The organism is Actinotignum sanguinis (assembly GCF_030230305.1).
GTDB classification, from domain to species: domain Bacteria; phylum Actinomycetota; class Actinomycetes; order Actinomycetales; family Actinomycetaceae; genus Actinotignum; species Actinotignum sanguinis.
Genome location: NZ_JASPCQ010000002.1, coordinates 244,522 through 252,963, shown reverse-complemented (window position 1 = coordinate 252,963; position 8,442 = coordinate 244,522). Strand labels below are relative to the sequence as shown.

General features: G+C 58.4%; 7 protein-coding genes. 6 read left to right on the top strand and 1 reads right to left on the bottom strand.

Going from position 1 to position 8,442, the window contains the following annotated elements; translation table 11 throughout:
* The 6 genes from QP828_RS02285 to QP828_RS02260 all read left to right on the top strand — a co-directional run.
* Positions 1-879: LPXTG cell wall anchor domain-containing protein (locus QP828_RS02285; protein ID WP_284891175.1), on the top strand; the 879-nt coding region annotated here is incomplete at its 5' end.
* A 233-nt stretch (positions 880-1,112) separates the two neighbouring features.
* Positions 1,113-2,684, top strand: coding sequence for a SpaH/EbpB family LPXTG-anchored major pilin (locus tag QP828_RS02280; RefSeq protein WP_274778205.1), 1,572 nt, complete (start codon positions 1,113-1,115; stop codon positions 2,682-2,684).
* A gap of 327 nt (positions 2,685-3,011) precedes the next feature.
* Entirely contained in the window at positions 3,012-3,926 is a 915-nt protein-coding gene (locus QP828_RS02275) for a class C sortase (RefSeq protein ID WP_274755778.1), read from the top strand.
* Positions 3,927-4,084: 158 nt separating this feature from the next.
* Entirely contained in the window at positions 4,085-5,002 is a 918-nt protein-coding gene (locus QP828_RS02270) for a LysR family transcriptional regulator (RefSeq protein WP_274755779.1), read from the top strand.
* Between the two features lie 139 nt (positions 5,003-5,141).
* Positions 5,142-5,372, top strand: coding sequence for a hypothetical protein (locus tag QP828_RS02265; RefSeq protein WP_126134756.1), 231 nt, complete (start codon positions 5,142-5,144; stop codon positions 5,370-5,372).
* A gap of 109 nt (positions 5,373-5,481) precedes the next feature.
* Positions 5,482-5,991: a hypothetical protein gene (locus QP828_RS02260; protein WP_274755780.1), complete on the top strand. Its 510-nt coding sequence runs from the start codon at positions 5,482-5,484 to the stop codon at positions 5,989-5,991.
* Positions 5,992-6,134: 143 nt separating this feature from the next.
* Here the strand turns inward: QP828_RS02260 and QP828_RS02255 are convergent, their stop codons facing one another.
* Complete coding sequence (locus tag QP828_RS02255) at positions 6,135-8,402, bottom strand: 6-phosphofructokinase (RefSeq protein ID WP_126134758.1); 2,268 nt, start codon at positions 8,400-8,402, stop codon at positions 6,135-6,137.
* Positions 8,403-8,442: the final 40 nt, after the last annotated feature.

Below are 8,442 nucleotides of genomic sequence, written 5' to 3'. Positions count from 1 at the left end.
GATTCGGGTAAGCGTCAGTGGGTGCTCGACGCGGGTAAGGCGGTCAAGACTACTGAGAATCGTCAGCGGGATATGAATGATGGTGAGCATAAGGCTTGCACCCCGCAGCCGGTGGATAAGGTCACGGAAGGTGACTGGCAGGATTCGACCGAGCAGGGCTCGAAAGACTGCAACACTCGTAAGGCCAAGGAAACCAGGACCGTGACAACAACTCCTTATAAGTGGGACTCGTCTTTGCGTAAATGGGTGGAGGATACCGGTAAAGCGACCTCGAGAGTAGAAACCCGTGAGCGGGATATGAATGAGAGGGAACTTGGCGAATGCATCAATGTTGCCCTCACTATCTCGAAGGACAGCCTGACGGTGGTCAAGGGCCAGCCGGTATTGCAACCACTCTTGGTTGAAGCCACATCAACAACAGATCCCGGGCTTATCAGTCTCCAGACTGTTTGTGCCCCGAAGCATGATGGGCAGGGTGAAACGGACCGCAACGCACTACCCGCGGGTGTTGAGTTGATTCGCGTGCGTCAAGCACCTACCGGTATCGAGCTTGTAAGTAACGCAGCGCGAACGGTTGGCGAGGTGGATGGTAATGCCACCCAGGCGGAGCTAGGTCTCTACCGGTGTTGGGTGTATGCCACGAAACCCGGCGTCACGATTGACCCGGCAACAGGCCAAGCCAGTGGCCCTAATGGCGTGGAAGGCCTGGGATGGGCACGCAAGCCGCTCACGGTAGAAGTTGTGCAGCCTGCACTACCAAAAACAGGTGGAGCAGGAATGAACCGGGCTGCCGGGCTAGGTGCGCTTGTCATTGTGGGTCTTACCGGTGGGTGGTGGCTGACCCAAACCCGCAGAAAGAGGGGGTGGGCCAGAGCATGAACCAATACGCCCCACCCGGAATATGCCCTCATAGACCCAGGGTTGTGTAAGCAGCGGAAACGGGGTGTGTTGGGCGTGTAATAAGCCGGCATCCTCGTTGCCTTGGTGTAACGGGTGGGACTGGCCCAGATATGGGCACAGATTTTAAACAAGTTCAACAACAAAGGCGTGGCGTATGCCAAGCCTGTTGGCCAGCGCATGACATGTCGCTGATAATGGGAAGGAAAAATAATATGACTCGTAAGAAGTCATTGAGAGCGTTGGTGGCGGCGTGTGCGCTGGCACTGACGGGAATGGGTATCGGTGTTGCTAACGCCGCCCCGGCAAGTGACCCGGCTCCGGCCGGTGCCCCGGTTGCTCCGTGGGCTGCGAATGCTCCCACAACGGGATCGATTACGATCACGAAGCAGGACGCGGCAACGAAGAAACCGGTTAACGGGGACGAGTTCACAGTGACCAAGGTGGATTCCCTCGGGGATGTCACCCTTGGTGATATGAAGAAGGTGTCTGATTGGGAGACCGTGGCGGGTGCAATCAAGGACCTCAACGCGAATCCCGATAGTCCGAAGGCTAAGCTCAGCACGACTGCCGTCCACAAGGTAAAAACGACCGGCGAGGGCAAGGCCGTCGTCGAAAATCTTCCGCTTGGCCTCTACAAGATTGTGGAATCTGAAGTACCGGCTGGTTATACCTCGGATATTAAGCCGTTCTTCATGACGGTCCCGGAAATCACGGGTACCTCGAGCGCGGACCAGAAGTACACCTATGATGTTGAGGTTACCCCGAAGAATACGGATGCCCGTAACCTGGTGAGTAAGACTGGTGCCTTCGATAAGGTCGTGGGTGCAGGTGATGATATCTCCTATACGATCTCCGCGACCCTAAATAAGAAGGGCCCCATCAAGGGGAGTGATATCAAGGACTTCGCTATCTTCGATGACGCTCCTACCAACGCCTACCAGAGCGTGGAGGCGAGTGCAGTGAAGTCTGTGAAGGTTAACGGCACTGCGATTGATGCTTCGCAGTACACGATTACCACCCCGACCGAGGGTGTAGAAGCGGATCGTACCCGCTTGCAGGTGAACTTCACCGAGGACGGCCTCAACACTATCGCGGCTAAGGCTACTGCTTCGGAGGCTCCGGTGGTGACGGTGGATCTCAGTTTCACCCTCAAGAGTGATCTGACTCTTGATTCGGTTTCTAACAAGTTTGGTTTCATCCCTGGGCACTCGGATAGCGAACCGACCCCTGGTCCGGTTGTTCCCGAGCCCGGCCCGACCCCTGGCCCCGGCCCGGAGCCGGGTCCTGGCCCGACGCCGAATCCGTTCCCGACCATTGAGCTCTACGATTTCCAGATCGCTAAGACCAACGCTTCGGACGGCAAGCCGCTCGCGGCCGCGAAGTTCGCGGCCTTCGCGAGCCTGGATGATGCCAAGGCTTGCGTGGCTTTGAAGGATCGCACCAGCTGCCAGAACGCGTCGAAGGGCTTCGGTACCAAGGAGACCGGCGCTGATGGTCTAACCCCGAAGTTCAAGGCAAAGAAGGGTGAAGCTTTCTACGTGGTTGAGGTGGAGGCCCCAGCTAAGTTCATTCGCTCGGATGAGATCACCACGGTGACCGTGACCGATCAGGCCGGTCAGGTCTTCAAGTCGGGTATTAAGAACGTGCCGACTAAGGATTCGGGGAAGTGGTTCGACCTACCGAAGACCGGTGCTATCGGGGTGGGTATCTTCGCCCTTGCCGGTGCTGGATTAGTGGCGGGTGGTGCGCTCACGCACCTGCGTTCGCGTAAGCGCAATGCCTAAACACAAACACTGACTACGCAGGTATTGCCAGCCTGAGTAGGTAACGAAGATTGTGGGGCCGGTCAGTCCACGACCGGCCCCACAAATCCCTGAAAGACCGACCAACGCCAGGGAAAAAGAGGGGGGTGAAGGGACATGAGCCGTGAAGCAGATAGGACACCGATGCGTGGGCGGCGTGCCCTGGAAACCCCTACACCTAAGTCACCAGCAGCACGGCCGGCAACGCAGCCGGCGTCGCACCCAGCCTCCGACGTAGAACCCAAGGAGAATTCCCGCTCGGTATCTAAACCGGTATCGGGTTCGGTTGCTGGGCGTCGGGCTGCGCGTGTGGGTGAAGAGAGCGGGTTGGCGAGCCTGCTCTTCTATACTGATCCAGTTGAGAAGAAACGCCGGGTCTCCCCGCTGGCTATGATCCTTATCGGGATTTTGTGCCTGGCCTATCCGGTGACTTCGACTCTGTGGAATAACTGGCAGTCCAAAGTGGTATCCCGTGCCTATGAGGGCCAGGTAAATACCCAATCCCAAGAACTACGTAACTCTTATATTGAGCGTGCTCATGCCTATAACGCTAGCCACCAAGGAATGGCAGTTCTTGACCCCTATCTTGATGACCTAGCCACGGACCTGCCGGCCTACCAGGAATACGCTCGGGTACTTGATCAACCCAACGGGATTATGGGGATAGTGAAAATCCCGAAAATCGAGGTGAAACTTCCGATCTATCACGGGACTTCTCCGGGTACTCTCCAGCGTGGAGCTGGGCATATGTTTGGTACTGATATCCCGGTAGGCGGCCTAAACAGGCATAGTGTGGTTACTGCTCATACGGGTTTGCCGACCTCGTCAATGTTTGACCGGCTCACCGATATGAGAATCGGTGATGAGTTCTTTTTCGAAATCCAAGGACAAGTGTTCGGGTATCGGGTGGTGCGGATAGACGTCGTCGACCCACATGACCCAACCCTGCTGGTACGCGTGCCCGGGCGAGACCTAGCCACCCTTCTTACGTGTACTCCCTACGGGGTGAATTCCCACCGGTTGCTTGTGACGGGGGAACGCATGCTCCCTGATCCGGTGGAAGTCCCGGCGGTAGACGGGTTGCAGTGGTCGTGGTGGATGACCCCCTTCTTGCTCGCGATTCTTATATCTTTGCTGTTCGCGTTCCTGGTTGCCCGCTCTGCGTTTGCTAGGCGTAGGGAAGAACCCCAACGACTTATGCTGCCCCGGCATATGCTCCGCTAAAACGAAGCGCGCGGCGCGGGGCGTGGGGCGTGGCAGCGTAAAGCGCGCGGCAGCTCGGCTCGCCCGGTGGGGGCACTGCGGCATCGAGCGTTACTAACCACTTATCAGTCAACGATCTAGACCACTCACTATTACAAGACATAAAACGAGGTACCGGTGTGAGACTGGAATTATTAGAGACCCTTATTCTTTATTCACGTTTAGGGACCATGGATGCGGTGGCGCGTGAATCTGGGTGTACGACCGCGGCGGTTGTTAAACGTATCCAGCTCCTGGAAGAAGAAGTAGGTCAGGTGCTTACTCGCCGGCTTGGGCGCGGGCGGGAACTTACCGAGGCTGGCCACCACTTGGTCGAACGTAGCTACCAGATCCTCAACCTTATGGATACCACCGTGGCCGAACTTCACAACCTGGAGGATAATCCGAACGGGACCATCGTGATTGCCGGGCGGGAAAGCAGCGCCCTGGACGGCCTGGCACCCGTGATGAGCCAGGTTAGAGCGCGTTACCCGGGTATTACGTTCCAGATCACGCTCTCCGGGCGGGAGGCAGCTACCCGCATGCTTACCGAGGGGACCGCGTCTTTCGCGGTCCTGGACGGATCCTGGGATTACTCGGCCTGGGAAACCCTGCCTTTAGTGGATGAGGACCGTTGGGGGTTGCTGGTGCGCTCGGATAGTGACCTGGTTGGGCGTGAGAGGATTTGCCGGGCTGATATTACCCAGCGGTCTCTTATTATGCCGAAGGAACGCAGTCGAGAGTTGGGGTACTGGCTTAATAAAGAAAACCAACTCACAATTGTGGGGCGTTACGGGACCAGCCGTGGGGCCCGGGTCATGGTCGAAGCCGGGGTGGGTGAAGCCATCGTGCTGGAGAATATGGCGCTGACGGGCCGTGCTGATGCTAGTTCGGGTAAACCGAGTAGTGCTGCGGGGCTGGTGTTTATCCCGCTTGACTGGCTGGTAGGCCTGACCTGTGTGCTCGCTTGGGATAAACAGGCGCGCCTGGGCCGGGTTGCGGAAATCTTCCTGGACGAAGTACGTAAAGCTGTGGCCGGCGGTAACGGGGCCAGCTAGAAGCTATCCACATAATCACCAAACGTCACCCTTTCCCACAGGGGGTAAATAGCTCTTTGCTGCGTCTTGGAGCCATGCGAGAATAACGAATAAGCACAAACAACTACTCCGCTATGAGGCGATTGAAGGAGTGAGACACATGGATGTTTACGAGGACCGGTTGTATTTTCCGGATCGTGTTTTCAACTCGCTGGAAGAAATCCTCGAACGCAAGGAGGAAATCTTGCGTGAGGTCAGAATGACCCGCGAAGAATTCGACTGGCGCGCCGATAACTACCAGCTTGGACCAAAAGAGTCCGACGCCTATTTCGAGATGATAGGTCTGGATCGCTTCGAGGAGTATTGCCGTGGTGAACGCACGATTGGATGAGCGTGCCGATGAGTTTGCGGCACATCTACAGCGGATCGGGGAGCTGATTGACCCGGGCTTTTTACTGATAAAACAGACGATCACAAAAGGAGATCTCCCGCTAAAAAGATTGTCGGGCGATATTCGTGTTGCTCGTTTCCTTATCGTCCGCTTCGATTACGAACTTTTCCTTAATCCGGAAACCGGCTCTCTCAGCGTCAACGAATCAACGTTCTCGGTCATCCGAGGAGCAAAAAGCAGCGAGCCGCTGGTGCGCTGGGATTATATACGCTCACCACGCTCGAGTATTCCCTGCGCCCATATCCAGATCCATTCCCACCGCGATGAATGGACACATACTTTAGTTCTGGGTGGTACTCATTCCAGCCGGTCGCGCCGGCGCATCAAGAACGAAGCCCGCACTCCCCACATTGCTGATATTCATTTCCCGGTCGGCCGGCGCTGGTTCCGCCCCTGTCTGGAAGAAATCCTCCTCTTCGTCATTGACGAGCTCGGCGTGGCATGCACACCTGGCGCACGCGAAGCGCTCGACCAAGGCATCGAGGATTGGGAAGAGAACCAGGTGCGAGCCGTAGTGCGGCATAACCGCGCCACCGTCCTCCAAGCTCTCGAAGAATGAACCCGCCGCGCTAATAAAATGCGACCGGGCCGCAGAGGCCGAGGATTAGGAGCACAGCCGCGGCCGGTGGGAGCGCTGCCAGCTAGCGGCGTCGTCGCCCCCACCGCGTGCGAGTACAAGAACCGCGCTGCAAGCAAGCGAGACTAGCGGTTATCGTCGTAAATCGCCAGGTGCTCCAGCGGGGTGGTATCCTCGCGGGCCGCCACCGTGTAGAGCACGGGGAGCGCCGAAATCCACCACGGATCCAGGGGGACCCGGTTCTTCATATCCATCTCTTCGTCCATGCGCATAATCGGATGGGATTCCAGCTGGCCGTTGTGCTGGCCGATATAACGCGCCCCCACTCGTTCCTTCTTCTCCAGCTGCGCGGTGACCTCATCAATGGCGAGGGCCGCGAGCGAAACCGCGAGAGTACGGTCATAGGAGGTGGGGATACCGCCCTGCTGCTGGTGGCCAATAATCGTGGACCGAACCGAGAAAGCCCCGTGGCCTTCCTGCTGGAAGACCCGCCGCAACAGATCCGCGGTGTAGTACTTGGAGGCATCCTCATTGCGAATGGCCAGGTAGAGGGAGCGTGAGCCGTCAAAGGCCCGGTTCATCCGCTCGCTTTCCTTCGTGAGCATGGCCAGATCCACCCCGGTTTCATGCAGGTAGACCTGTTCGGCCCCGGTGGAGAGCGCACTCATGAGGGCTAGGTAGCCGCATTTACGCCCCATCGTTTCCACCACGAAGCAGCGCCGGGAGGCCGAAGCGGAACGGCGAATCTTATCGATGGTCTCCACATTGGTATTGAGCGCGGTATCCACCCCGATGGAAAGATCGTGGCCGGGCAGATTGTTATCAATGGAGGCCGGCACGCAGATGAGGGGGAGGCGGAAGGCCGTGTAGCGATCCGCTTCCTTCGCCATATTCCACGCCGTTTCATAGCCGGCCAGGCCGCCGATCATAATAATGGCATCCAGGCCATTGGCTTCGATGGAGCGCGCCAGCCCGAAGTAATCCTCAATACCGAGCACCGAGCGGGCGGTGCCCAGTTCCGCCCCGCCTAGCGAGACCCAGCCATCCACATCGCCCCAGGCAAGCGGGCGAATATCCCCGCGAATGAGACCGGGGAAACCGCCTTCCACCCCGAGCATTTCAAAGCCGCGATCCAGCCCCAAGCGCACCGCACTGCGCGCGGCCGCGTTCATTCCCGGGGCAAGCCCGCCGGCGTGCAGGATAGCCACCCGCGGGCGCCAGCCGTCCTTGAAGTAACGGTCCTCACCCAGCGGGGAAGAAAGTGTTTCAAAAAGGGACTTGATACGGGAGAAGCTGGTGCCGCGCGAGCGCACCGCCGCCTCATAATCGCCTTCTTCGAGGTAATCAATGACCTTCTTGGTATTGGCAACCGTTTCCACCAGCGGCAGGCGCTGGAGCCGGTTATTGCGAATCCCGATAATGCAGGATTCTTCACCCGGCTCAGCCCGGATGACTTCCAGGGCAGCGGTGTAACCGAGCAGGGTGGACATCCAGCGGTCATAAGCGGAAGGCGTACCGCCGCGCTGCACGTGGCCGAGCGCCGTAATACGCGGGGATTCCCCGGTGCGCTCTTTAATAGCGGCTTGGATGCGCTGCGCGGTGATCTTTTCCCCGTGCCGATCCATGCAGCCTTCTGCGACGACGATAATGGAATCGCGCCGTCCGGCCGCCCGCCCGGCACGGATCTTTTCGCACATGGCATCTTCCCAGCCGTCTTCCGGGGGAAGCTCGGGGATGATGACATCATCTGCCCCGCCGGCCATCGCGCCCATAAGAGCCAGGTAGCCGCAGCGCCGGCCCATCACTTCCACCACGAAAACCCGCTGGTGGGATGCAGCCGTGGAAGTAAGAGCGTCAATCGCATCAATAATGCGGCACAGAGCGGAATTAGTTCCCACCGTCATATCGGTGCCGACCATATCGTTATCGATAGAACCCACCACTCCGGCAATATGCAGTTCGGGGTGACGGGCGGCCAGCTCGGCCTCAATTTCTCCCGCTTCAACCAGTTCCTCGAGGAGCCCGGTCCAGCGCTCGCGCAGCGTATCGGCACCGGTAAGCGAGCCATCCCCACCGATAACCACGAGGCGGTCAATTCCGGCGCGCACCAGATTCGCGGCGACTTTCCGCATCCCGTCGCGTTCGCGGAATTCGGTGGAACGGGCCGAGCCGATAACCGTACCGCCCTTATCCAGAATGGAGGAAACATCGCTCCAGACCAGCGGCTCAATAAGATTATCGATAGCTCCGCGCCACCCCTCGCGAATCGCGAAAGGACGGGCGCCCACGTGTAAAGCGGTGCGCACCACGGCGCGTACCACCGGGTTCATACCCGGGGCATCCCCACCCGAGGTAAGAATGGCAAGGGATACGGGATCTGCGTGATCTGACATGGTTCCTCCTCCGAACACATTGTGTCAAAGATGGTGGGCT

Excerpts from the sequence above, each read along its gene's own strand:
- QP828_RS02280 (WP_274778205.1), top strand. The coding sequence starts at position 1,113 with ATGACTCGTAAGAAGTCATTGAGAGCGTTGGTGGCGGCGTGTGCGCTG.
- QP828_RS02265 (WP_126134756.1), top strand. The coding sequence starts at position 5,142 with ATGGATGTTTACGAGGACCGGTTGTATTTTCCGGATCGTGTTTTCAAC.
- QP828_RS02255 (WP_126134758.1), bottom strand. The coding sequence starts at position 8,402 with ATGTCAGATCACGCAGATCCCGTATCCCTTGCCATTCTTACCTCGGGT.